Raw genomic sequence first — 24,068 nt, forward strand, 5'->3', positions numbered from 1 at the left:
ATTATCCAGTCCAAGGCCGAGCCAACAACGGTCAAGAAAGCTATCAGAATGAACTGATAAAGATCGTGAGGAAAATAAATCAAGCGCTCCGATAATAGCGTCGAAATGGGAAATGCCAGCAACCCGGATATAAGACCTATCCATGGCAAACCAGCGCTGAGGCGCTTTCTCTTCCCTTGGCAAACTTCCCAAACAAGACTGAGAGCACCGCCAGTGAAGCCAAGAACAAACGCCGTGTATATGTATGCAGCCATGCCATGTGGGCTTGCGAGCCCGGTTAATAGTCCGACGCCACTAGCGCCAGCAATCCACACTACGGGCAGTAAGGCAATTCTGGACTTATGATTTATAACATGTTCCATAATGAACCTTTCCTACTAGGATCCACACGGGCAGGACTCAGGTGATGAAAGAACTGCGTTTATCAAGTTGATAGTTTCGAACAATAGTTCTGGACTGAGCGCATTAAGCCCCTCAATAGAACCGTGCTCATTTCCGTGCTTCGCCCCGTCATCGATCGGATGCCACACCTGAAATCCTCTGTGTGCCGGAGACGTCGAGTCCATGATCGGATGCAACGCTCGGCCCAGATAGTGATAAGCCAGCCAATTGTTTCCGAGTTTTTTGTATTTGAGATATAGGTCCATGTTTCTCCTGACAAATCTGCACATCTTTTGACGCACATCGGCAATCGATTGTCCCGGATCACGCATTGCGTGTTCGTAGGAATTGCCTACGCCTGGTATCTGGTTGATTGCCGCGTCAACATCGGCACTGCCTTCCTTAATCAACTTAATGATTGAGGCGTCGTAACCTAAAAAGGCTTTGTCGATAATTTTTTCGTGCGCGCGCTCCCCCCATAGGCCTCTTGAATCAATTAGCGAAAGTGGATTCCCTCCTACATAATCATACGTATTAATTCCAGCCACTAACCCGATAGGATCACTCTGCACATACCTACCCGTGTCCGGATCGTAGTCCCGCAAGTAGCTGTAGTGCAACATCGTTTCCCGATCGAAGTATTGCCCCGGGAAGCGCAGGTTGATCACCGTCGCCTTCCCATCGCCATCCGGGTCCTCTTCCGGCAACGCCATGCCAAAGGGCTCGGTGGTCGGCAGGTTGCGCCAAACGACGACGTTGCTTTCGTTGGTCGCCACCCTCGGCGTGCCGAGGTGATCGCCGTGCAGATAGAGGATCGTCGGTCCGGCGGGGGACACGGTGATCGGTACCGCCGCACTGGTCCGGGTTCCGCCGAGGTTGTCGGTGGCCTTCGCCGTCAGGCTGTAGCTGCCGACGGGAACGTTGCTCCAGACGACGCTGTACGGAGGCGTCGTCGCACTGCCGATCAGCGTCGCTCCCTGGAAGAACTCGACCTTGGCCAAGGTGCCGTCGGCGTCGCTCGCCGTGGCGGTGAGCGGCACGTTCGCCGGTGCAGTGAAGCTCTGGTCGGCGATCGGGCTGCTCAGGCTGACGCTCGGCAGTTGATTCGCCGCTTGCACCGTGATGCTGCGCGCCGCGCTCGTCGTCACTCCGCCGGCGCTGTCGGTAGCTTTGGCGGTGAGACTGTAGCTGCCGGCAATCGTGGGTGTCCAGATGATCGTGTAAGGACTGGCCGTGGCGCCGCCGATCAGAGTATTGCCTTGGTAGAAGTCCACCCGGCTGATCGGCGTATTGACATCGACTCCGCTCACCGTGGCCGTCACGGTGACCGTCGCCGGCAGCGTATACATCGCGCCGGCCGCCGGCGCGGTGAGGCTGACCGTCGGCGGGGTGTGGGTCGTCGCACACTTGGGGCGCGTGCAGCGCAGGGCGCACAGGCGGCCGTCGATGGAATTGATGACGCCGTTACTGTCGGCATCGCGCGGGTCGCCGGGACCGCTGACCGGGGTGCGGGCGAGGATCGCTTGCTGGATCAGCGTGAGGTCGTCGAGGTCGATGTCGCCGTCACCGTCGACGTCGCAAGGGGTGGCCCAGACCTGACTGGCGAGGACGAGGCTGCAAAGGCACAGGCACGCTCTCATGAGGCGGCTTTCGCCGAACAGGGCGAGCAGCAGGAAGGTCGCGAGGCGGCGCAGGCTTTGGCGGACTGGCATGATCGTTCTCCCCCTGCCCTATTGTATGACCGCCAGCGGCTGGTCGCCGACCCAGATATAGTCTTTGGCGCGCGTGCCGTCGGGCGCACTTTCGCTGATCAGTCGGCCTTCCTGGTCGTAGTGGTAGCGGGTGTCTTCGGTTCCGGTCTTGCGGATGCGCTGGCCGAAAGGGTCGAGGCGATAGGTGGTGCTGAGGCCAGCGACCGTGACGCCGGTCAGGCGGCCGCGGGCGTCGTACGAGAAGGTCTGGCCGGCGCCGTCGCTGGTGATGCTGCCGTTGGCGTCATGGGTGTAGGCCCTGGCGTTGCTGCCGGCGATGGCCGACAGGCGGTTGCTGGTCGGGCTGAGGGTGTAGCTGCGGCTGGCGGCGCCGCTGGTCTGGGTCAGGCGGTTGCCGGTGGGGTCGTAGGCGTAGCCGTGGCTGACGGTGGGCAGGACGGCCTGGGTCAGCCGGTCGAGGGGGTCGTAGCCGTAGCTCGCGGTCTGCGTGGGCACACTGAGGTTGCTTTGACTGGTGATGCGCGAGGCGGTGTCGTAGGCGATCTGCCAGGTCTCGTTGCCGAGGGTGTAGCTCGCCGGCCGGCCGTCGGCGTCCTGATCCCAGGTGAGGACCTGCCCGGCACCGTTGGTGAGCTGCCGGATGCTGCCGAAGGGGTGGTAGGCGATGCCGGTGGCGAGTGTCTTGACCTGACCGGCGACGGTGAGCCTGACTTCGCTGATTCTCCCTTGGGCGTCGAGGGTGTAGTCGATCTGTTTGCCGCTCGGGTAAGTGAGGCCGACAAGGCGCCCGTGGGTGTAGCGGTATTGGGTGACGGTGGGCACGCTGGCGAGGGTATAGGTTTCCTGCGTCAGTCGTCCGTGCAGGTCGTATTGGCGGTCGATGGCGGTAACGAGGGCGTTGGCGGCGTCGCGTTGTTCGATTCGCGTCAGCCGGCCGAGGCCGTTGGCGCCCTGGTCCCAGAAGTAGATCTCACTGCCGTCGACGTCGCTGACCCGTGTCAGCCGATTGAGCGCGTCGTACTGGCGGCTGCGTGTTTGCCCTCGGGCATTGGTCTCGGTGAGCGGGTTGCCGGCGGCGTCGAAGGTCCGGCTGCTGCTGCCGCTGTCGGGCGAGTTCAGTTGGGGCGTGTTGCCCAGGCCGTCGAGAGTATAGCTCGTGACGAGGCTTCTCGGGTCGGTGACCTGGATGAGACGATCTTGTCCGTTATAGGCATAGCGGGTTTGCCCGCCATTGGGGTCGACGCTGCGGATGAGCCGGTTCAAGGCGTCGAAGGCCTGGGTGGTGGTGCGGGTGCCGGCGCCCAGCGGGGTGGTGATGGCGGTGAGGTTGCCTTGCGGGTCGTAGGTGAAGTCGGCCTGGATCTGGTTCAGCGATCCGAGTTCGCGAGTCAGGCGGCTCAGCGCGTCGAAGACGCGGTTCCCGGTCTGGCTGAGCAGGTTGGCGGGGTCGCGAAGTTCTTCCCGAACGCGGTTGCCGGCGGCGTCGAGGGTGAGGGTGAGGGTATTGCCGAGGGCGTCCTGGATGCGGCTGAGGCGATGCGCGTTGTCGTAGGTGTAGGCAAGGCGGCTGTGGTCGGGAAGCGTGACGCCGGTGAGCTGGCCGGCGGGGTCGTAGGTGTAGGCGGTGTGTTCGTCGCCGACGGTCTGACCGGTGAGGCGGCCGCGCAGGTCGTAGGTGAAGGTGGTGACGAGTCCGTTCGCGTCGATCAGGGTGAGCGGTCGGCCGTTCAAATCGTAGGCGGTGATTTCGCTGCGGTGGCCCAGCGCGTTGGTGACCGTGGCGAGGTTGCCGCGTTTGCCGGGGTCGGGGTCGGCGGCGTCGTAATAGCTATAGGTGGTCACGTCGGCCACGTCGGAACGTGGGCCATCGGCGGTCAGTACCTGGCCGAGGGCGTTATAGGTCAAGGTCCAGGTGCGCGGGCTGCCGAGCGCGGGGGCAGCGAAGCCGAGGGTGCCGTTGGCGTCGGTGGTCGCCTGTTCGCTGCGGCTGAGGAGGTTGCCGGCGGTGTCGTAGGTGAAGGTGGTCCGCTTGAGCGGCTCACTGAGGCGCAAGGGCAGGCGGTAGCTGGCATGCCATTCGCTGCGGAGGGTGCGTTGTTCGGCTGTTCCGGAGGCTTCGACGCGTTGAGTTTCGAGGTTGCGAGTCAGGTCGTAGGTCCAGGTGGTGAGCCGGCCGTTGAAGTCGGTGCGGCTGGCGACGTTGCCGTTGGCGTCGTAGTTGAGGCTGCGGGTGAGACCGGGAACGAGCGGCTGGCTGATGGTCGACACGCGGTTGGCGCCAAGGAGGTTCTGGAAGGTGTATTGGGTGACCGCCTTGAGGGGGTTTCTGACGCTGCTGCCGGTGATCTTGCCGGCGGCGTCTTTCTGGTAGGTGAAGGCGTAGCGATCGACACCGCCTGCGTGTTCGCTGCTCGCGGCCAGCGCGCTGGCGTCATAGGTCCAGGCGGCGTAGGGAGCGGCGTTTTCGTCACTGAGGCCGGTGAGCAACGCGGGTTCGACGTGGCCATCGACGGTGACGCTGGTGTAGCTGTAGCTGCGCGTGTGGGTGTCGAGGGTGGTGACGGTGGTGAGGTTGCCGTTGCCGTCGTAGGTATAGCCGACTTTGTCACCGGCGGGGGTGGTGACTTCGCCGAGAAGCCCCTGGGCGTTGTAGGTCAGGCTGAGGCTGCGGCCGAAGTTGTCTTGAATGGCGGACAGTTTGTCGGAGCTCGGCAGGTAGCTGTAGCCGAGGGAGAGTCCGCCCTTCTCGACGCGAGTGAGGCGCCGGCCAGCGGCATCGAAGGTCTCGACGGCGTCGTCGGCGTCCCGCCAGGTCCAGCCGGTTGCGGTTCTTTGCAGTTGTCCGACGATGTCGGCGTCGCTGACCCAGTCCGTGGGGCTGCCGGACTTGGGATGGAAATGCAGAATCCGGCCGTCGTCGCGGAGCATGAGGACGAGGTTGGCGGCTGCAGCAGGGTTGAGCAGGACGTCGTGATTGTGCCGCCAGCGGTTGCCCAGCGTGCGTTGGGCGGCGCTCTGGCCATGATAGGGGCTCTGACTGTGGTAGTAGCGCTTGAAGGTCAGCGGCGATGCGCCGCCGAAGGTGTAGTCGGTTTCCCACTGGACCTTGCAGCCTTGGCCGGGAAGGACCGGGTTGGCGAGGCACAGGTCGGGCGTCTTGACCGGCAGCGGTGGCGTACAGACGGCGGAACCTGCAAGCCTGGCCAGGCCGCCGGAGCAGCCGCAACTGATGGGAAAGCCCTCGCCGGGAGCGATTCCTTTGACGAATTCGTCGCTGTAGGTCGCGTTAAGCGGGTGGTCCGACAGGGCCAGGTTGACCGTGGCGACGCCGTCATTGAGGGTGCCGAGGAACTGGTCATGGGCTATCAGGCCCATGGAGCCGCACTGGTTGCGAAAGACCCGCGTGAAATGCAGCGATCGATAGGCCTGAATGACGGCAGCCGAGGTTCCATAGAACGAATTGCCCGTGAGATAGCGGGGCACTCCGCCCGAGCACAGGAGTGTCGTAACCTGGTACTCATAGCTGCCGTCCGGGTACGCGGCAGTAGCAAAGTACTCGTTGCCGATCGTGCTGACTCCGGCACCGACCGTGCAACTGGCAGCCTCAGCAAGCTGCGGCAATGCCGATGCGGCGAAGAACGCCAACCGAGCGGCGGCACACAGCGGCCGCACCATGCCCACGCGGTCTCCCATGACCCTCTCCCTTCGAATGCCGGAATCCCGGAATCCCGGAATCCCGGCACAAATCCTTCCTCGACACCCCGGATCACCACCCCGCCGCATTCGACGGAGAACAGGAAACTCATTGGCACCGAAGGATGGGAAATCCAAAGTAGGATAGCCAATCCCACGGGAGCGTTGAAAGTATAGGTTTCTCTATTCCGCGTGGTCAACCTCAGCCTTGTCCAATGGTTCTTGTGCGCTACATCATGCAGGACGATGCTGAACAGTCATTGCTGTCCACTCGGCTCGTCGAGTCGCTCTCGGTGGATTCGCCAGGGTTCGTGTCGCTGGTCTCTGTCGTTGAACTCGGCTGGGTCCTGTCCTCAGCCTACGACCTTGATCGAAGCCAGCTCCTCGAGGCTTTCGAAGGGCTGTTGCGCACGAAGGAGATCGTGGTTGAGCGGGCGGAAACCGTCTGGAAGGCACTGCGCATCTTTCAGCGCGCCAACGCAGACCTCGCCGACTGCCTGATCGAGCGATCGGCGGCGGCAGCCGGGTGCGGCACGACGATGACCTTTGATCGTTGCACCGTCAAGGGTTGCGGAATGACTCTGATAACCTGAGCTTGTTCAGAGCCTCTTTTCGGGTCAACACGCGAACGCACCCATTAGCCGAGGAACTGGTCATGGGCAATCAGGCCCATGGAGCCGCACTGGTTGCGAAAGACCCGCGTGAAATGCAGCGATCGATAGGCTTGAATGACGGCAGCCGAGGTTCCATGGAACGAATTGCCCGTGACATAGCGGGGCACTCCGCTTGAGCACAGGAGTGTCGTAACCTCATCCTTTCTCTATCCGGCGTGGTCAAGCTCGGATTCGCCCCCGGAAGCGCCCGAACATTGACTGTCGTTGCCAGCGTTGGATTTCTTGTCGCTCTCGCAAGGCGTTTCCAGGACGCCTGCGTGCAGCGCTATCCGGTTGGAGCCGGAAACGCGTTTCGCCTTACCCTCTTCGTCGCGCAGGATGTTCCCGCACGAAATGATATTCAGATAATGACCGTCCTTGTGCAGCAAACGGAATTCCACCTCAAAGCTGTCCCTCGCGCCAGCCAGTTCAGTGGTGAAAACCGAGTTGACGCGGTCCAGATCGTCGGGATGCATCAAACTCCGCCACAGATCAGGGTCGGCGTCGAGTTCGCCATCTGCATAGCCGATCATGTTCCACCAGCGCGGCGAATAGTAGACTTCATTGCGCAGCAGATTCCAGTCCCAGAACCCGTCCTGGGTGCCGCGCAGCAGCAAGGACAAGCGCTCTTCGCTCTCGCGCAGCGCGCCCTCGGCTTTCTTGTTGGCCGTGATATCTTCGGTGAAGATGATGATCCCGCCGATGGATTGCTGTCCGTTGTACCAGGGGCGTATCTCCCACCGCACCCACTTCACGGAACCGTCAAGCCTTTCGAAGTGGTCCCCTTCCGATCGCAATACCTCGCCCGCCAGCCCTCGGCGATGAAACTCCTTCCATTGTTCGGGGATCTCCGGGAAAACGTCGTAGTGGGACAAGCCATACAGGTCACACTTGTCGAGACCGTGGTCAGCAAACCAGTGGTTACTGGTGTACAAATACCGCATATTGCAGTCGAACATCGCCAGGCCAGCGGGTGCGTACTCGATAAAGAGTCGGCGCAATTCTTCGCTCGCGGCCAGAGCCTCTTCCGCCCTCTTGATCGCGGTGATATCGGAGAACAAGGTCACGAGTTGCTGGATAGTGCCTTGCACATCGGGTACCGCGCTGACGGTCTGCATCTCGGCATACACCTCGCCGTCCTTGCGCCGGTTCCAGACTTCGCCGGACCAGTAACCATCCTTGATCAGAGCACGCCACGCGGCCGCGTAGAAGGCCTGGTTCTGACGGTCGGAAGCGAGAAATCGAGAGTTGCGGCCCAAGGCTTCGTCACGGCTGTAGCCAGTGATCCGGGTGAAGGCTCGATTGACCTCGACGATCGTGCCGTCGGCAGCGGTAACCATGATTCCTTCCCGGGCATGAGAGAACACGCAAGCCGCCAGTTGCAGACGGGCTCCAGCGTGCTTGCGCTCGGTAATGTCACTGATCACGACGCGAAAAGCGCTATCGCCACTTTCGTCGCGCACGGTGCTCGCTTCCATGCGTGCCCAGAAAGTCGTTCCGCCCTGCCTGACCATTCGCAGTTCGCAGGCCAACGGGTCGCCAGTCTCGACGAGCCGTTTGCGGTGGAGATGGTAGACGACGTGGTCGTCCTTGACGATAAAACGGTAAATCGATTGCTTGACCAACCCCCCTCGGGCGAGCCCCAGCAGAGTGCCTGCGGTGAGATTGGCGTCCAGGACAACTCCCACCTTGCTCATGGTCAAATAGCCTACCGGCGCCAGGTGGTAGAGGTCGAAATAGCGCTCTTTCGAAGCTTCCATCTCCACCTGCGCCTGGCGCAGTTCCTCGTTCTGCATCTCCAGTTCGATCTGATGCGCGCGCAACTCGTGCAGCGTATGCCACATGACTTCGGGCGACATCGTCTCGTACGCGGCACATCCGCTGTCGCCGACGATAGTCTCAGCATCCGAACGCAGCGCCGGTGCTGCAGTTCTCTTTTCCGACGGGTTCACTGCGCACCTCTTTCGTTTGGTTTGGCCTTGATACCTTCGCTTGCCCTTTCCGTGGTGGCACTCGCGTACATCTGCTCAGCCTCGTCCATCAAGGCGGTGCTTGTCATCCGGACCTTGCCTCCTGCAGGGAAGGAGATCGCGAAGTCATCCCGCTGGCAACGACCTGCAGTAAAGCAGGGCGCTTGCCTGGCCTTGCACCAGGCAAGCAGTGGTGCGCCTAGCGGTGGCGCATGCCGCTGCCGCGCGCCATCGCTTCATTGACCCGTAGCGGCTTGCCGTTGAGGTCCTTGCCGTCAAGGGCGGCGATCGCGCTCAGCGAATGCGCCTTGCCCGGCATTTCGACGAAGCCGAAGCCCTTCGACGCGCCGCTGAACATCTCGCGCATCACCTGCACCGATTTCACCTGGCCGAAGGCCTTGAAGAGATCGGTCAGTTGTACTTCAGTCGTTTCGGGTGCGAGATTGCCCACGAAGATATTCATAGCCGGCTCCTGATCACAGTTTATTTTCGAAGAATGCGACATGCTGCGTTCGTGCTCAACCGCCGCGCCTGGCCGGGCTGCGAAAGAGCGCCGGCAATGGCGTGCTGGCGTCCGTCCGGCCACGTTGCGGCGCCCGCGGTCCATTCGGCAGCGGTGCCGAACTGGTGTGCGCCGGATTGGCGCGCGCCGGAGCCGGGGCATGCACGCTCGGACGCGCTGACGCCGACGCCGTGCCTGGCGTGCGAGCGCGACCGTCCTTGCCGTGACCGCCATGGCTACCATGGCCACCACCGCCGCGGCCGCCACGGCCATCGTGTGCCCCGCGAGCAGCGGCAGCGGCCGCCGCAGCGACCTCGGGCGGCACCGGCTGGCCGGGTTCGAATCCGGGAACGATCTGGCTGTCGATGCGCCGCGTGAGGAGCTTCTCGATGTCGGCCAGGAGCGGCCTCTCCTCGGCAGAAACCAGCGAGATCGCTTCGCCGGTGCTGCCCGCGCGGCCGGTGCGACCGATGCGATGGACGTAATCCTCGGGAACGTGCGGCAACTCGAAGTTGACCACGTGCGGCAACTCCTCGATGTCCAGACCGCGCGCGGCGATGTCGGTGGCCACCAGAACGCGCACCGTACCCGCCTTGAAGCCGGCCAGCGCGCGCGTACGCGCCGGCTGGCTCTTGTTGCCGTGGATTGCGGTCGCCTCGATGCCGGCCTTGCACAACTGCTCAGCCAGCCGGTTGGCGCCGCTCTTCATGCGCGTGAACACCAGCACCTGCCGCCAGTCACCCGACGCCACGAGGTGGGTCAGCAGTTCGCGCTTGCGCCAACTGTCGACCGGATGGACGCGCTGGGCAACGAGTTCGGACTCGGCGTTGCGGCGTGCGACTTCGACCATCGCCGGCGCATGCAGCAGGCCGTCGGCGAGCTTGCGGATCTCGTTCGAGAAAGTCGCCGAGAACAGGAGGTTCTGGCGCTTCGCCGGGAGCAGCGCAAGAATGCGGCGGATGTCGCGGATGAAGCCCATGTCGAGCATGCGATCCGCTTCGTCGAGGACCAGGATCTCGACCTGTGCCAGGCTGACCGTCTTCTGCTGCAGGTGATCGAGCAGACGGCCGGGAGTCGCCACCAGAATATCGACGCCGCGACGCAGCGCTTCGATCTGCGGGTTGATATTGACGCCACCGTAGATCAGCGTCGACTTGAGCGGCAGATACTTGCCGTAGGTACGCACGCTCTCCTCGATCTGCGCCGCGAGTTCGCGTGTCGGAGTGAGGATCAGCGCCCGCACCGGCGGCCGGTGCGTCGGTGCGCCGGCCGGGGCCGCACGGGTGGCCAGGCGTTGCAGCAACGGCAGCGTGAAACCAGCAGTCTTGCCGGTGCCGGTCTGCGCACCGGCGAGTACGTCGCGTCCTTCGAGGATGACGGGAATGGCCTGCGCCTGGACGGGCGTAGGCTCACTGTAGCCTTGATCGTCGACAGCGCGGGTAAGCTCGGCCGACAGGCCGAGAAGGGCAAACGAATGGGACAAATGAATCTCCTGTGAACGACCTGCTGCGGCATGACGCCATCAGAGCCGGTTCAGGCGGGAACAACTTTTGGGATGGGGGCTGCGGGGCGAAAAGAGACGCGCCGGGGGGAACAACCGCGAGAGGAGCAAGCTGCCGACCGGATGAAACGCGGCTTGGCTCCGGGGCGGACTATACACGCTTTCGGCGAGCACAAGCGGAAAAAGCCTTGTCCACTGAGCAACGCGACGCGGACGCGCGCGCGACTTTCATGGCGACGAGCCCGGGTCGCCAATCAGAAAGGCAGGTCTTTCGGGAAAGCGATCAGCTCGTCGTGGTCGACAAGGTCGATCGCCTGGGCACCGAGCTCGCGGCTGTTCCACGCGTAGTTGAGTTTGGCGTAGACCGCCGGAATCGCCATCGGCAACAGATCGTCGATCGCGTCCGGATCGGCCTCGCTTTCTTCGATCGCGGCTTCGAGCGCTTCGAGTGCATCGGTCAGTGTCGCGAGAACCCAGTCGGCGTTCATGATGTGCTCCATAAAGTTTCGATCGTGTCGCGAATGGTCGCAGGAAGCGCGGCCCGATCATGACGATCAGCACGGCGCACGCGGCGAGCGAACGGTGCGTCGCATCGACGAAATCCTCGCCGATCCCGATCGAAGCGATGTCCTATTGCCGATTATGCCATTATCGACACCTGTCGTGCCGCTCGGCGTCCCCGACCCCGCACGCGGACGTGAGCGTAGGATACCCCGACAGGCATTAGAATGAGGCTTCAAGTCGTGGCCGCCGATTTACCGCCCGCTGATCGACATTTTTCATCGAGGAGTCGCTCGGCGAGCGCGCTCGCGGTTGAGATGGGCGCGGCAGAAGGATGTGCTGACCGAAGGGAGGCGCATCGCTGGCGGTCGATGCGCTTGGTACCTCATAGAGAAAGGTAATCGCGGATGAACTGGGACCCCGAGCAATACCTCAAATTCGTTGACGCCCGTCAGCGGCCGGCGCTCGACCTTCTGGCGCGGCTGGGCAGCCGGTCGGCGACGCGCATCGTCGATCTCGGCTGCGGTGCCGGCAACATCACGCGGCTGCTGGCTGAACAGTGGCCAGAGGCGCAGATCACCGGCATCGACAGCGATCCGGCGATGCTCGAAAAGGCTGCCGGCAGCGTATCGACGATCGACTGGCAGTGCGCCGATGTTGCCGCCTGGCAGGCAGCGGTACCGCCCGATCTGATTTTTTCGAATGCCGCGCTGCACTGGCTCGGCGACCACCCGCATCTGTTGCCGAGTCTGATCGAGCAACTGGCGGTGGGTGGCGTGCTGGCAGTGCAGATGCCGGACAACTTCTCCGCGCCGTCGCACCTGATCCTGCGCGAGCTGGCTGACGATCCTGGCTGGGAAGCCGTTTTCGACGGGGTTCCTGTCGGCGGCGTCTTGTCGGCAGCCGAATACCATGCGCTGTTGACCGCGCATTGCCGCCATCTGGAGATTTGGCAGACGACCTATTGGCAGGCGCTCGGCGGCGACGATGCGGTCATCGAGTGGATGAAGGGAACGACGCTGCTGCCCTACCTTGCTCGCCTCAATGCCAAGTCGGCCAAACACTTTCTGGCCGCCTATCGCGCGCGGCTGCAGGCCGCCTATCCGCGCAGCGCCGATGGGAGCACACTTTTCCCGTTCAAGCGCCTATTCTTCGTGCTCCAGCGCTGAGCGTGATGACGATTGATGCCCGGCCTCGATGACTCACTGCTGGTCGGTCTGGCCATTGCGGCGCTGTTTGCCGGCTTCATCGATGCCGTCGTCGGCGGCGGTGGTCTAATCCAGATCCCCGCCCTGTTCAACGCGCTGCCGACAGAAATCCCGGCAACGCTGTTCGGCACCAACAAGTTCGCGAGCATCTTCGGTACGGCCAATGCGGCCTGGGGCTACGCGCGTCGCGTCCGCATGCCGTGGCGGACGACGCTGCCCGCCGCCGTCGCCGCGTTTGCCTGCTCCTATGTCGGCGCCATGGCCGTCGCCTGGTTGCCGCCGGCCATGTTGCGTCCGCTGATCCTGCTCCTGTTGATCGTTGCTGCGGCCTATACCTTCGGCCACCGCGATTTCGGCGCCCTGCATCAGCCACAGCACACAGGCCGCCGGGAATTCGTCTACGCGCTCGTTCTCGGCGGCGCGATCGGTTTCTACGATGGCTTCTTCGGTCCTGGAACCGGCAGCTTCCTGATCTTTCTCTTCATCCGGTTTTTCGGCTTTGACTTCCTGCACGCCTCGGCCGCGTCGAAGGTGGTCAATGTGGCCACCAATCTCGCCGCGCTCGGCTTCTTCATCCCCCACGGACACCTCCTGCCGCTGCTGGCGGTGCTGATGGCCGGCTGCAACGTGCTCGGTTCGCTGCTCGGCACGCATCTGGCGCTGCGCCACGGCAGCGGCTTCGTCCGCAAGGCGTTCCTGTGCGTGGTCGGCGTCTTCATCCTCAAGTTCGCACACGACACCTTCGTTTAGGATCAGGAGGCCAGCGGGCGGTCCGACACCGCGCCGCCAGCCTCGCCCTGCGGCCAGTGCGGCCTTACCTGTGAGTGGCGCCTGCCGCTGCGACCCTTTCTTCCTCCTCGACCATGACGGCTTCGGGCTCCTCGGCTTCGTCATCGGTTTCCCGGTTTAGGCACTGCTGCATCTTGGTTTCGTCGAGCTGTTTGCACCACTTGCCGACCACCACGGTGGCAACACCGTTGCCGATCAGGTTGGTCAGGGCGCGCGCTTCGGACATGAAACGGTCGATGCCGAGAATCAGAGCCAGACCGGCGACCGGCACGTTACCGACCGCGGAGAGGGTGGCGGCGAGGACGATGAAGCCGCTGCCGGTGACCCCTGCGGCCCCCTTGGAGGTGAGCAGCAGGACGCCGATGAGCGTCAGTTGCTGCGTCAGATCGAGTGGCGTGTTGGTCGCCTGGGCGATAAAAACGGCCGCCATGGTCAGGTAGATCGAGGTGCCGTCGAGATTGAACGAGTAGCCCGTCGGAATCACCAGCCCGGCGACCGACTTGTGCACACCGAGGTTTTCCATCTTGGCCATCATCCGCGGCAGGACCGACTCGGACGACGACGTGCCCAGGACGATGAACAACTCCTCCTTGATATATTTGATGAACTTCCAGATGCTGAAACCGTGGAACTTGGCGACGCTGCCCAGGACGACGAAGATGAACAGCAGACAGGTGGCGTAAAAACAGGCCATCAGCTTGCCGAGCGAGAACAGCGTGCCGAGACCATACTTGCCGATGGTAAAGGCCATCGCTCCGAAAGCGCCGATTGGCGCCACCTTCATGATGTAGCCGACGATCTGGAAGAGGACATGGGAAACCTTGTCGACCACATTGAAGACCAGTTTCCCCTTCTCGCCGACGGCGTGCAGGGCAAAGCCGAAGAACACGGCGAACAGTAGAACCTGGAGAATCTCGCCCTTGGCGAAAGCATCAACGACGCTGTGGGGAATGATATCCAGCAGGAAGTCGGTGGTGCTCTTCATCTTGCCTGGACCCGTGTAGGCGACAATCGCCTTGGTATCCAGCGTATCGGGGTCGACGTTCATGCCGACACCGGGCTGGACGAGATTGACGATCGTCAGCCCGATGATCAGCGACAGGGTGCTGATCACCTCGAAGTACAGCATCGCCAGGCCGCCCGTCTTGCCGACCGACTTCATGTCTTCCATGCCCGCAATACCGACGACCACCGTGCAGAAGATGATCGGCGCGATGATCATCTTGATGAGCTTGATGAAACCATCGCCTAGCGGTTTCATCTGGGCACCCACATCGGGATAGAAGTAACCGAGAAGAATCCCGATGATGATCGCGGTGATGACCTGAAAATAGAGCGAGCGATAGAACTTCTTGTGACCGGGCCGAGTTGATGCCGTCTGTACCATGATTTAATCCTCCTGGGTATCTTGCTGCCATGCCCCGCTGCGCGGGGTCTCGTGAGTCGCTCGCGCGACTTTCGTACTAACCGATGCGACCTCCGGCAACCACCTTGGCACGGGTCGCTGCCGCCCGTGCCAAAAAAGCTGTGCCTGCCTCGTGCCCCGTCAATCGCCCTGCAATCCCTGCACTTTGAACAACTCCTCCATGTGCGGACTCATCGGCATGTTGAGGCGAACACCCGACGGCAGCGGCTTGACGAACCATTTGTCGTAGATCGCGCCGATCGTCCGGCTGCCCGAGAGTTTGGCGAAAGCGCGCTCGACGACTTCGGCGAACTGCGGGTCGTCGCGACGGAACATGAGCGCGTAATCGGCGTAGGTCAGAAATTCGCCGACCACACGATATTGCTTGCTGGTCCTGGTTTCAGCAACCATGCCGTAGAGCTGGACATCGTCGTTGGCAAAGGCATCGGCCTTGCCCGATGCCAGCATGGCGAAGGACTCGTCGTGATCGGCCCCGGTGACGAAGTTGATCGCCAGATTCTGCCGTGCGGCGAGCTTCGGCATCCATTCGGCGTGCACGGTGCCGCGCGTGACGACGACCGTCTTGCCCTGCAGATCGCGCAAGGACCTGACCTTGCTGGACTGGCGGACAAGCAACTTGATGCCGGTGACGAAAATGGTCGGCGAAAAGGCAACTCGCTTGCGCCTTTCGAAGGTGTTGGTCGTTGAACCGCACTCCAGATCGATGGCCCCGGAAGTCACCATGTCGATGCGGTTCTCGGGCGTCACCGGCCGGTATTCAACGCGGATGTCCTTTTCGAGTTCAGCGGCAATTTCCTCGACAACCGCGGTGCACAGGTCGAGCGCGTAGCCAACGGGCTTGCCTTTGGCATCCAGGAAAGCGAACGGCGGCGAGTTTTCGCGATGCCCGAGGTGGATCACCCCACTGTCCTTGATCGCTTTCAACGTACCCGCGAACTGTGTCGGGAACATTTGTTTCATGTCTTGCGCCATGCCGTCGGCCGCCAAAGACATGAGCATGAAACATGCCAGGGCGACCAGAAACCCGTTTTTCCGCATTTCAATTCCTCCTGGAGGGAATAAAAAGTCATCTTGGCCGGATCACCCACCCCGCCAAACCTTGGTCGCACGAGAGTCTCGCATGCTGAACGCCTAGTGACAACCAGAATCTTCGTGCCGCCTGCGTATCGGGCGTGTTAACCAGGACCACTCTCCGGGCTCCGAGACGGGCCAAGGGGTACGATCGGTACACCGTACTTACGTGCGACCCGCTGATAGGTTTCGCGTGCCGAGATCACCTTGGGGTTGCGCATGTCCTTGGTCTGCGCGAGCGCCAGATAACGAAGGCCGCGTTTGGCCAGCGTCGCGTCCCACCCCTTGAGTTCGAGCAGGGTGAAAATAGCCTTGGTGGCATTGACCAGAAACTGCAGATTCGGCACGCGTTCTGCAGCCTCGACGAGCAACTGCACTGAGCCCTGGAGATCGCCGCTGCGAGCCGCCAGCACCCCTCGATTATTCAGTTCAACGATTTCGCGGCCGACCTGGGCAAGAAGTTCCTGGCCCTTCTCTGCCTTCCCGGCTTTGCTGTAGATTCTCTGAACCTGGGCGATCATGGCGCGATCTTCATGGTTTTCTGCGGCAACCTGACGGACGATCTCTTGCGCGGTCGCCTCGTTGCCGGTCGCCAGGCAGGCCTGCGCCAGGTCAACAGTCATTTTCTGGGACACCCGCGTCGTCGCGCCTTCCGCCTTCAATGCCTCGTGCAGGAGGATTGCTTTTTCGACTGCATGCCTGGCTTTGACCGCGTCGCCTTCCTTCGCGGCACACAAGCTGTCCATGATCAACGCCGCCAACTCCCCTTGCCTGTTGCCGCGCCACTCACGGCGAAGTTCGTCGGTCACTTGCCGGGCACTCTCGGCATGACCGCGATCGAGCATCACCCTGGTGAGGTTGGAATAGTCGTCAAGGTTCTTCAGCGATGAACCGCGGCGACGCCGGAGTACATTGCCGTAAGCCTTTTCGGCCGTCGCAAGATCGTTGTTGCGCGCCGCCACGTCGCCAACCAAACGTTGTCTCGTCGAGTTGTTGGGCGAGATGGCCGCCGCCCGTTGGAGGACTTCCTGCGCTTCAACGGGTTTGCCGAGGTCTTGCTGCACTTCCGCGAGGAAATCGTAGGCAGCGGTGAACTCGGGGAACTCGGTGACGATGGATTGCCCGACATCCTCTGCTTCTGCCAGTTGGTGCTGACCACGCAGCGCCATGGCCAGGCCCATGCGAGCCCATGGCACGACGCGCTGCTCGAGCACCTTCTGGTACACCCTCGTCGCCTCCGCGTAGCGCCCAAGAGCATTGAGTATCCCGCCTTTGAGGCGCAGCGCGTCAAACAGGAAGGCGCTCTCCTGGCCAAGCAGGCGTTCGCAGGTAGACAGTGCTTCAGTAAAGGCGCCGTTGTCGAGTTGCTCGTAGAGCTGGGCGAAGAAATGCTTCTTGTACAGTGCGCGGATCAGCCGGCCGTGCAGTTCGTCAGCCGTAAAAGGCTTGATCAGATAGTCGTCAGGCGCCAGTTCAGCGATCGAGACCACATTGTGATAGGCACGCTCGCTGGTAATGATGATGAATACCGTGCTCAAGGCCACCAGATGATTCTGGCGTAACTCTTCGAGCAACTGCTGGCTGTCTCGTCCGTCTTCGAGCTGGTAATCGGCAAGGATCATGTCGAAGTGATGAGCCTTGACCTGCCGGAGCACCTCGACCGAGCGGCCAGCGTGATGCACGTCAGTCACGCCCAGCGCAGTAAGCATGATGCGCAGCGAATTGCGAGCGTTAGGGTGGCGATCAATCAACAGCGCTCGCTTGCGTGCCAGTTCATGGGTGAGCTTCTGACGCAGGTCATCGGTGGTGTCGGACGTCTTCATCGTCAAACCTTACCCGACGGATCGTTGCCGATCAAGAGCCTGATCGCCGAGGCACGCCAGCGATCAGCTCTCGTGAAGCAAGCGAAGGTCAGGCGACTGAACTGCGAATCAGGTAATCGAACGCGCTCAGCGCAGCCTTGGAGCCTTCTCCCATGGCGATGACGATTTGCTTGTAGGGCACCGTGGTCACGTCGCCGGCGGCAAAGACGCCGGGCAGCGAGGTCTCCCCGCGAGCGTCGACTTCGATCTCGCCGTGCCGCGACAAGGCGATCGTCCCCTTGAGCCAGTCGCTGTTCGGCAGCAGGCCGATCTGCACGAAGACCCCTTCGAGAGCGATTCGCTGTACCTCGCCGCTGGCCCGATCGGTGTAGACGAGGCCGCTCACCTTCTTGCCGTCACCGGTCACCTCGGTGGTCAGCGCACTGGTGATGACCTTGACGTTGTTCAGGCTGAAGAGCTTCTTCTGCAGGATGGCGTCGGCACGCAGGGTGGGGTCGAATTCCAGCAGGGTGACATGAGCAACGACGCCGGCCAGGTCGATCGCCGCCTCGACGCCGGAGTTGCCACCGCCAATGACGGCCACCCGCTTGCCCTTGAACAGAGGCCCATCACAATGCGGACAATAGGCAACCCCGTGGCCGCGATACTCTTTCTCGCCGGGAACGTTTATCTCCCGCCAGCGCGCCCCGGTGGCAATGATCACCGCCTTGCTCCTGAGCTTGGCACCGCTGGCCAGGCGGACTTCGGCAAGACCGCCATAGGTTCCGGGCAGCAGCGCCTCGGCACGCTGCAGGTCCATGACGTCAACGTCGTACTCCCGGACATGCTTTTCAAGTCCGGCGGCGAGCGTCGGGCCGTCGGTCTGACTGACCGAAATGAAGTTCTCGATCGCCAGCGTGTCGAGGACCTGGCCACCGAAGCGCTCGCCGACCAGACCGGTGCGAATTCCCTTGCGCACCGCGTAGATCGCTGCTGCAGCACCGGCTGGCCCGCCACCGACGATCAGTACGTCGAAAGGTTCGCGGGCCGAAAGTTTGTCCGCTTCACGCTGCAAGGCGCCGGTATCGATCTGGCCAACGATCTCCTCGAGCAGCATGCGGCCCTGGCCGAAGTGTTCGCCGTTCAGAAAGATCGTCGGTACGCCCATGATCTGGCGCGCGCTCACTTCGTCCTGGAAGAGTGCACCATCGATCATCTGGTGACTGATGCCGGGGTTCAGCACGGCCATCAGGTTGAGTGCCTGGACGACGTCTGGACAGTTGTGGCAGGACAGGGAAATAAAGGTTTCGAAGCGAAACCGGCCCGGGATGGCGCGAATCCCCTCGACGGTACTGGCTTCGGCCTTCGGTGGGTGGCCACCGACCTGCAGCAGGGCAAGGATCAGCGAGGTGAATTCGTGCCCCATCGGGATGCCCGCAAAGCTGATCCGTGCCGTTTCACCAGGGCGGCCGACAGCAAACGATGGCTTGCGCGGCGCATCACCATCCTGGCGGACACTGACCTTGTCGGACAGGGCGGCAATGTCTTCGGCCAGAGCCAGCATCTCACGCGCCCGGTCGCTGGTGTCGAGCGAGGTGACCAGTTCGATCGGGAACTGTATTTTCTCCAGGTAGGCCTTGAGCTGGGCCTTGATACTTGCGTCTAGCATGTACATTCTTTCTTGTCGAAGAACCGCGCTGCCGGGAGGGCTCTCTCGGCAGCGTGATCGACCGTCGTTCCCGGACCTAGATCTTGCCCACCAGGTCGAGCGACGGCGACAGAGTGGCGTCACCCGGCGTCCACTTGGCCGGGCAGACTTCACCCGGGTGGCTGGCGACGTACTGTGCGGCCTGCACCTTGCGCAGCAGTTCCTTGGCGTCACGGCCGATGCCGAGGTCGTGGATCTCGCAGACCTTGATCACGCCTTCAGGGTTGATGACGAAGGTACCGCGCAGAGCCAGACCTTCTTCCTCGATCATCACGTCGAAGTTGCGGGTGATCTTGCCGGTCGGGTCGCCGATCATCGGATACTGGATCTTCTTGATGGTGTCGGAAGCATCGTGCCACGCCTTGTGCGTGAAATGCGTGTCGGTGGATACCGCGTAGACTTCGACTCCGACCTTCTGGAACGATGCATACTCGTCGGCCAGGTCACCGAGTTCGGTCGGGCAGACGAAAGTGAAGTCGGCCGGGTAGAAGACGACAACGGACCATTTGCCCTTCAGGTCGGCGTCGGATACGGGACCAAACTTGCCGTTGTGAAACGCGGTGGCCGTGAAGGGTTTGATTTCAGTGTTGATCAAGGACATCTTGAGCTCTCCTTCGAGTTCGGTGGATAAAGGATACGACGCGCGAATCGTAGGGGAGTCGCCAGGATTGTTCCAATTGATTCTGATAATTCAAATCATAGTCGCGCGCTATTCGCCCGCGGAGGTCATTTTCCACGAAGGGCTGACGCCGGCTCAGCCGGCTGAACGAAACCTGTTATCTTTCATGGAACTGGCGTAGAATTCCGCACTTTTCGGTCCTCCTGCCGTGCGCGAAATTCCGCTACCCCATGCTTTTCCCTGACCGCTTCGACGTCATCGTCGTCGGTGGCGGCCATGCCGGCACCGAGGCTGCGCTTGCCGCCGCGCGTATGGGAGGCAAGACTCTGCTGCTCACGCACAACCTCGAAACGCTGGGTGCGATGAGCTGCAATCCGTCCATCGGCGGCATAGGCAAAGGTCACCTGGTCAAGGAGATCGACGCTTTGGGTGGCGCCATGGCTGCGGCCACCGACGAGGCGGGGATCCAGTTCCGGATTCTCAATGCGAGCAAGGGTCCGGCGGTACGCGCAACGCGTGCGCAGGCCGACCGCGTGCTCTACCGGCAGGCGATTCGCCGCCGCCTCGAGGACCAGCAGAAGCTGACGATTTTCGCGCAGGCGTGTGACGACCTGATCGTCGAAGGGGATCGCGTCGTCGGCGTGGTGACCCAGCTCGGCGTGCGCTTTGCCGCGCGCACCGTGGTGTTGACTACGGGAACGTTTCTCAATGGCCTGATCCACGTCGGCTTGTCAAATACCACCGGCGGTCGCATGGGGGACCCGCCGGCGCTGTCGCTGGCGGCCAGGCTGCGCGAGTTGCAATTGCCGGCCGGACGGCTGAAGACCGGCACACCACCGCGACTCGATGGCAAAACCATCGACTTCTCGCTGATGGTCGAACAGCGCTCGGATGACCCCTTGCCGGTCTTCTCGTTTCTCGGCGATGCGGCACAACATCCACGGCAGTTGCCGTGCTGGATCACCAGCACCAACGCGCAAACGCACGACATCATCCGCGCCAATCTCGATCGCTCGCCGATGTACACCGGGGTGATCGAAGGCGTCGGACCGCGCTACTGCCCGTCGATCGAAGACAAGATCCATCGCTTTGCCGCCAAGGACAGCCACCAGGTCTTTCTCGAACCGGAGGGCCTGGCGACCCACGAAATTTACCCGAACGGGATTTCGACCAGCCTGCCGTTCGATGTGCAGTTGGCCATCGTCCGCTCGATCCGCGGCCTCGAGAACTGCCACATCCTTCGCCCCGGCTACGCGATCGAGTACGACTACTTCGATCCGCGCGCGCTCAAGGCTTCACTCGAAACCAGAGCGATTGGCGGACTGTTCTTTGCCGGCCAGATCAACGGCACCACGGGCTACGAGGAAGCCGCGGCGCAGGGCTTGCTGGCCGGTGCCAACGCGGCGCTGCTGGCGCAGGGCAGAGAACCGTGGACGCCGCGCCGCGACGAAGCCTACCTCGGCGTGCTGGTCGACGATCTGATCACGCGCGGCGTTTCGGAGCCCTACCGCATGTTCACCAGCCGCGCCGAGTATCGCCTGTCGCTGCGTGAAGACAACGCCGACCTGCGGCTGACTGAACACGGTCGCCGGCTGGGTCTGGTTGGCGACACGCGCTGGCAGGCTTTCTGCGACAAGAGGACGGCGATTGCCGGTGAACAGGAGCGACTGAAGTCGACCTGGGTCGATCCGCGAAAAGTCACCGCTGAGGAGGCGACCAGAATTCTCGGCAAGCCGCTCGAACATGAATACACTCTGCACGATCTGCTGCGCCGGCCGGATGTCGGCTACCCGGCCTTGATGACCTTGCGCATGGGTGACGCGTCCGTCGATGCCGGCCTGCGTGATGCACAGGTTATCGAGCAGGTCGAAATCCAGGCCAAGTATCAAGGCTACATCGAACGGCAACAGGACGAGGTAGCGAAGAGCCTGGCCAATGAGGAAACGCGCTTCCCCGATGAGTTCGACTTCAGCCATATCAGTGGCCTGTCGAAGGAAGTGCAACAGAAGCTTGCCCAGCATCGGCCGCAGACCCTTGGCCAGGCGTCGCGCATTCAGGGGGTGACCCCGGCGGCGATTTCGATCATGCTGGTTCACCTCAAGCGACGCGAACCGGACGCCTCGCGGCGGCATGTCGCCGGCCAATGAGTCTTCAGACGCAGCTCGAGCAGGGACTGCTGGCCCTGGGCACGGGCTTGCCGGCGGCCGCCCGCCAGCGGCTGCTTGACTACGCCGCTCTACTCGACAAGTGGAACAAGACCTATCGCCTGACTGCTGTGCACGATCCTTCGCTGGCGGTCAGTCATCACCTGCTCGATTCATTGGCCGTGCTGCCCTTCTTGCCGTCCTTCGCGGCCGCGACACTGCTCGACGTGGGCAGCGGCGGCGGCATGCCGGGGATTCCCCTGGCTATCGCTCGTCCCGAAATGCGCGTCGTCCTGCTCGACAGCAGTTCCAAAAAGACCGCTTTCCTGCGCCAGGTGGTAATCGAGCTGCGTCTGACGAATATTGCCGTACACTGCGGTCGGGTCGAAGCCTATCAGCCTGCAACGAGGTTCGATGCAATCACCGCGCGCGCTTTTTCCGACCTGGCCGATCTGGTGAAACTCTCGTCTCACCTGCTGCAAACGGATGGCCACTGGCTGGCCATGAAGGGCATCCGGCCGCAAGACGAGATCGCCCGTCTGCCGGATGATGTGCGGGTCGATGGGGTACACCGTCTGGACGTGCCGGGCGTCGCGGGCGAGCGCCATCTGGTCGTGATGAGCAGTTGCTGTTCTGGACTTTGAGGGGAAAGTTGATTTGGTGAAGAATTTGGCAAGAAATCGGGCAAGAATCCTGGCCGTAACCAACCAGAAGGGCGGCGTCGGCAAGACGACGACTGCCGTCAATCTCTCGGCGTGTCTTGCCGAACTCGGTCAGCGTGTTCTGCTGATCGACCTCGACCCCCAGGGCAACGCGACCACCGGCTGTGGGGTCGTCAAGCGGGTCGCCTTGCCGACGGTGTACCAGATTCTGATTGGCCGTTCGACGATCGCTGATACGCGTGTGAAGACCGAGTTCGGCTTCGACCTGCTGCCGGCAAATCGCGAACTGGCGGGTGCCGAAATCGATCTGATCAACATGGAACAGCGCGAGTACCGGCTGCGTGAGGCTCTCGGCGGCATCGGCGACGACTATGATTTCATTCTGATGGACTGCCCGCCGGCGCTCAACCTGTTGACCGTCAACGGACTGGTGGCCGCCAATGCGGTCATGATTCCGATGCAATGCGAGTACTACGCGCTGGAAGGCCTGACTGACCTCGTCGCGACCCTGAAGAAAGTGCGTGCCAGCCTGAATCCCGTCCTCGAGATCGAAGGGCTGCTGCGCACCATGTTCGATCCACGTTCGACGCTGACCCAACAGGTTTCGCGCGAACTTGAGAGCCACTTCGGGACCAAGGTGTACCGCACCATCATCCCGCGCAACGTCCGCCTGGCCGAGGCGCCGTCTTACGGCAAACCGGTGATCGCTTTCGACCGCAGTTCCAAGGGCGCACAGGCCTATCTTGTCCTGGCGCAGGAGATCCTGGACCGGCGCAGCGACCACCAGGGGACGGCAGCGAGCGCCGTGGCACCGGGAGTGGGGCCATGAAGCTCAAGGGACTGGGGCGTGGCCTCGACGCCTTGCTGGCCGGGAATGACGCACAGAACACGGAGCAGCAACGGACGCTGCCAGTCAGCCACCTCCAGCCCGGCAAGTATCAACCGCGCACACGGATGGACGCAGCTTCGCTCGAAGAACTGGCGGCGTCGATCAGGGTGCAGGGACTGATGCAGCCGATCCTGGTCCGCCCGGTCAGCGACGACCGTTACGAAATCATCGCCGGCGAACGCCGCTGGCGAGCGGCGCAGATGGCCGGCCTGAGCGAAGTGTCCACGCTGATCCGGGAGATTCCCGACGAGGCCGCGCTGGCCATGGCACTGATCGAGAATATTCAGCGCGAGGATCTTAACCCGCTGGAGGAAGCACTCGGTCTGCAGCGCTTGATCGACGAGTTCTCGATGACCCATCAGCAGGCGGCGGATGCCGTCGGGCGATCGCGCCCGGCGGCATCCAATTTGCTGCGTCTGCTGCAACTGGCCCCGCCGGCACAGGAACTGCTGATGTGCGGCGAGATCGACATGGGCCACGCACGGGCGCTGCTCCCGTTGACGGGTGCGCTGCAGGTCCAGTTGGCTCAGCGGGTCGTGCACAAGGGGCTGTCGGTCCGGGAGACCGAGCGTTTAGTGCAGTACGCGCTGCGACCGCCAAGAGAACCTACGCCCGGCAAGCCGGATCGCGACGTGTTGCGTCTCCAGGACGAACTGGCTGATCTGCTCGGAGCGCAGGTGGCGATTCGGGCCAACAAGAGGGGGGCTGGCAAGGTGCTCATCGAGTTTGGCAACCTCGATCAGCTCGAAGGCATTCTGCAGCGCCTGCGTCATTGATGCGGCGCACCATAGGAGCCGCTCCTGAGGTCGCTAATGCCGGCTGCAAGCCAGGTTTTAC

Annotated in this window: 18 protein-coding genes and 1 pseudogene; 7 read left to right on the forward strand and 12 right to left on the reverse strand. The window is 62.4% G+C overall.

Going from position 1 to position 24,068, the window contains the following annotated elements:
• The 3 genes and pseudogenes from ACCAA_RS21815 to ACCAA_RS17435 form a co-directional block, all read right to left on the reverse strand.
• Window positions 1–362 (reverse strand): annotated as a pseudogene (locus ACCAA_RS21815) (hypothetical protein); the annotation flags it as partial.
• 15 nt (window positions 363–377) lie between these two features.
• Window positions 378–2,093 carry an Ig-like domain-containing protein gene (locus ACCAA_RS17430; protein ID WP_186408526.1) on the reverse strand — a complete coding sequence of 572 codons (1,716 nt, stop codon included), beginning with the start codon at window positions 2,091–2,093 and terminating at the stop codon, window positions 378–380.
• A gap of 18 nt (window positions 2,094–2,111) precedes the next feature.
• Window positions 2,112–5,786, reverse strand: a complete 3,675-nt coding sequence (locus ACCAA_RS17435; protein ID WP_186408527.1) for a DUF6531 domain-containing protein — start codon at window positions 5,784–5,786, stop codon at window positions 2,112–2,114.
• Window positions 5,787–6,001: 215 nt separating this feature from the next.
• On the opposite strand from ACCAA_RS17435, the gene ACCAA_RS17440 reads away from it, so the two are divergent.
• A complete protein-coding gene (locus ACCAA_RS17440; protein WP_186408528.1) occupies window positions 6,002–6,379 on the forward strand; it encodes a type II toxin-antitoxin system VapC family toxin in 378 nt (125 codons plus the stop codon).
• Window positions 6,380–6,606: 227 nt separating this feature from the next.
• Here ACCAA_RS17440 and ACCAA_RS17445 read toward each other — a convergent pair whose 3' ends face one another.
• From ACCAA_RS17445 to ACCAA_RS17460, 4 genes are all read right to left on the reverse strand, one after another.
• Window positions 6,607–8,298 (reverse strand): PAS domain S-box protein, encoded by a 1,692-nt coding sequence (locus ACCAA_RS17445; RefSeq protein WP_186408529.1) that lies wholly within the window; start codon window positions 8,296–8,298, stop codon window positions 6,607–6,609.
• A 310-nt stretch (window positions 8,299–8,608) separates the two neighbouring features.
• Window positions 8,609–8,872 (reverse strand): RNA recognition motif domain-containing protein, encoded by a 264-nt coding sequence (locus ACCAA_RS17450; RefSeq protein WP_186408530.1) that lies wholly within the window; start codon window positions 8,870–8,872, stop codon window positions 8,609–8,611.
• Between the two features lie 55 nt (window positions 8,873–8,927).
• On the reverse strand, window positions 8,928–10,394 hold the full coding sequence (locus ACCAA_RS17455) for a DEAD/DEAH box helicase (RefSeq protein WP_186408531.1): 1,467 nt from the start codon (window positions 10,392–10,394) through the stop codon (window positions 8,928–8,930).
• A 272-nt stretch (window positions 10,395–10,666) separates the two neighbouring features.
• Window positions 10,667–10,900, reverse strand: a complete 234-nt coding sequence (locus tag ACCAA_RS17460; RefSeq protein WP_245754650.1) for a hypothetical protein — start codon at window positions 10,898–10,900, stop codon at window positions 10,667–10,669.
• Between the two features lie 420 nt (window positions 10,901–11,320).
• Between ACCAA_RS17460 and ACCAA_RS17465 the strand changes: the two genes are divergently transcribed.
• On the forward strand, window positions 11,321–12,082 hold the full coding sequence (locus tag ACCAA_RS17465; RefSeq protein WP_186408533.1) for a methyltransferase domain-containing protein: 762 nt from the start codon (window positions 11,321–11,323) through the stop codon (window positions 12,080–12,082).
• A gap of 15 nt (window positions 12,083–12,097) precedes the next feature.
• The gene (locus tag ACCAA_RS17470; RefSeq protein WP_186408534.1) at window positions 12,098–12,871 is read left to right on the forward strand and encodes a sulfite exporter TauE/SafE family protein; all 774 of its coding nucleotides are present in this window, start codon (window positions 12,098–12,100) and stop codon (window positions 12,869–12,871) included.
• A 64-nt stretch (window positions 12,872–12,935) separates the two neighbouring features.
• Here ACCAA_RS17470 and ACCAA_RS17475 read toward each other — a convergent pair whose 3' ends face one another.
• The 5 genes from ACCAA_RS17475 to ahpC form a co-directional block, all read right to left on the reverse strand.
• Complete coding sequence (locus ACCAA_RS17475) at window positions 12,936–14,297, reverse strand: dicarboxylate/amino acid:cation symporter (protein WP_186408535.1); 1,362 nt, start codon at window positions 14,295–14,297, stop codon at window positions 12,936–12,938.
• Window positions 14,298–14,456: 159 nt separating this feature from the next.
• Window positions 14,457–15,374 (reverse strand): amino acid ABC transporter substrate-binding protein, encoded by a 918-nt coding sequence (locus ACCAA_RS17480; protein ID WP_186408536.1) that lies wholly within the window; start codon window positions 15,372–15,374, stop codon window positions 14,457–14,459.
• A gap of 137 nt (window positions 15,375–15,511) precedes the next feature.
• Window positions 15,512–17,230, reverse strand: a complete 1,719-nt coding sequence (locus tag ACCAA_RS17485; RefSeq protein WP_186408537.1) for a response regulator — start codon at window positions 17,228–17,230, stop codon at window positions 15,512–15,514.
• 88 nt (window positions 17,231–17,318) lie between these two features.
• Window positions 17,319–18,878, reverse strand: coding sequence for an alkyl hydroperoxide reductase subunit F (ahpF, locus tag ACCAA_RS17490; RefSeq protein ID WP_186408538.1), 1,560 nt, complete (start codon window positions 18,876–18,878; stop codon window positions 17,319–17,321).
• A gap of 76 nt (window positions 18,879–18,954) precedes the next feature.
• On the reverse strand, window positions 18,955–19,518 hold the full coding sequence (ahpC, locus tag ACCAA_RS17495) for an alkyl hydroperoxide reductase subunit C (RefSeq protein ID WP_186408539.1): 564 nt from the start codon (window positions 19,516–19,518) through the stop codon (window positions 18,955–18,957).
• Between the two features lie 248 nt (window positions 19,519–19,766).
• On the opposite strand from ahpC, the gene mnmG reads away from it, so the two are divergent.
• From mnmG to ACCAA_RS17515, 4 genes are read left to right on the forward strand one after another with little or no spacing between them, the layout of a single operon-like run.
• On the forward strand, window positions 19,767–21,683 hold the full coding sequence (mnmG, locus tag ACCAA_RS17500; RefSeq protein ID WP_186408540.1) for a tRNA uridine-5-carboxymethylaminomethyl(34) synthesis enzyme MnmG: 1,917 nt from the start codon (window positions 19,767–19,769) through the stop codon (window positions 21,681–21,683).
• Entirely contained in the window at window positions 21,680–22,324 is a 645-nt protein-coding gene (gene rsmG / locus ACCAA_RS17505; RefSeq protein WP_186408541.1) for a 16S rRNA (guanine(527)-N(7))-methyltransferase RsmG, read from the forward strand. The genes mnmG and rsmG overlap by 4 nt, the downstream gene beginning before the upstream one ends.
• 16 nt (window positions 22,325–22,340) lie before the next feature.
• Complete coding sequence (locus ACCAA_RS17510; RefSeq protein ID WP_425394496.1) at window positions 22,341–23,171, forward strand: ParA family protein; 831 nt, start codon at window positions 22,341–22,343, stop codon at window positions 23,169–23,171.
• Window positions 23,168–24,007, forward strand: a complete 840-nt coding sequence (locus ACCAA_RS17515; RefSeq protein ID WP_186408542.1) for a ParB/RepB/Spo0J family partition protein — start codon at window positions 23,168–23,170, stop codon at window positions 24,005–24,007. The genes ACCAA_RS17510 and ACCAA_RS17515 overlap by 4 nt, the downstream gene beginning before the upstream one ends.
• Window positions 24,008–24,068 lie beyond the last annotated feature (61 nt).

It is taken from the genome of Candidatus Accumulibacter aalborgensis (assembly GCF_900089955.1).
GTDB lineage: Bacteria > Pseudomonadota > Gammaproteobacteria > Burkholderiales > Rhodocyclaceae > Accumulibacter > Accumulibacter aalborgensis.